We start from the raw sequence: 511 nt of genomic DNA on the forward strand, positions 1-511 counted from the left end.
TTTAACTATTGTTTGGAAGTATACTATAAACTTAGAAACTTATTAACTATAGAACAATGTAAAAAGCAAAGAGTTGAGTTTACTAAAAATTATTATAGACAAAATGAATACTGCCCTGCTTTAAATGCCCCTATTTTAAATTATTGGCTTGATAAAGCACATTCATTTATTTATGATGATATTTCTTTTACTAAGTTTTTCTACACTACCTTTTCAAATTATCAGTTGCTAGAATATAAATTTCCTTTTTATACTAGCATAAATGTATTTGCTCGTGCACATGAATTAGGATTAATGACTAAAGAGCAAGTTAATAGAGAAATGATAAGTGGATACAACGCAACAAATATAATAAGAACGTTAACAAATCCTAGATGGGCTGGTGACACATTAGAAAAATATCCTTGGCTTAAAGATAACTTAAAAACCGTTACAAACCGAATTATAGAAATTGAATCACGTAGAGGTGATATGCCAACAGAAGTGTCTCATCTAGCTAATAATATACAAT

General features: G+C 28.4%; 1 protein-coding gene. It reads left to right on the forward strand.

The window, feature by feature from the left end:
* Window positions 1-511, forward strand: a 511-nt coding sequence (locus K0039_RS20660; RefSeq protein ID WP_228106815.1) for a DUF5724 domain-containing protein, incomplete at both ends; no start/stop codon positions are given.

Source organism: Terrisporobacter mayombei, assembly GCF_020748465.1.
Taxonomy (GTDB): Bacteria; Bacillota; Clostridia; order Peptostreptococcales; family Peptostreptococcaceae; genus Terrisporobacter; species Terrisporobacter mayombei.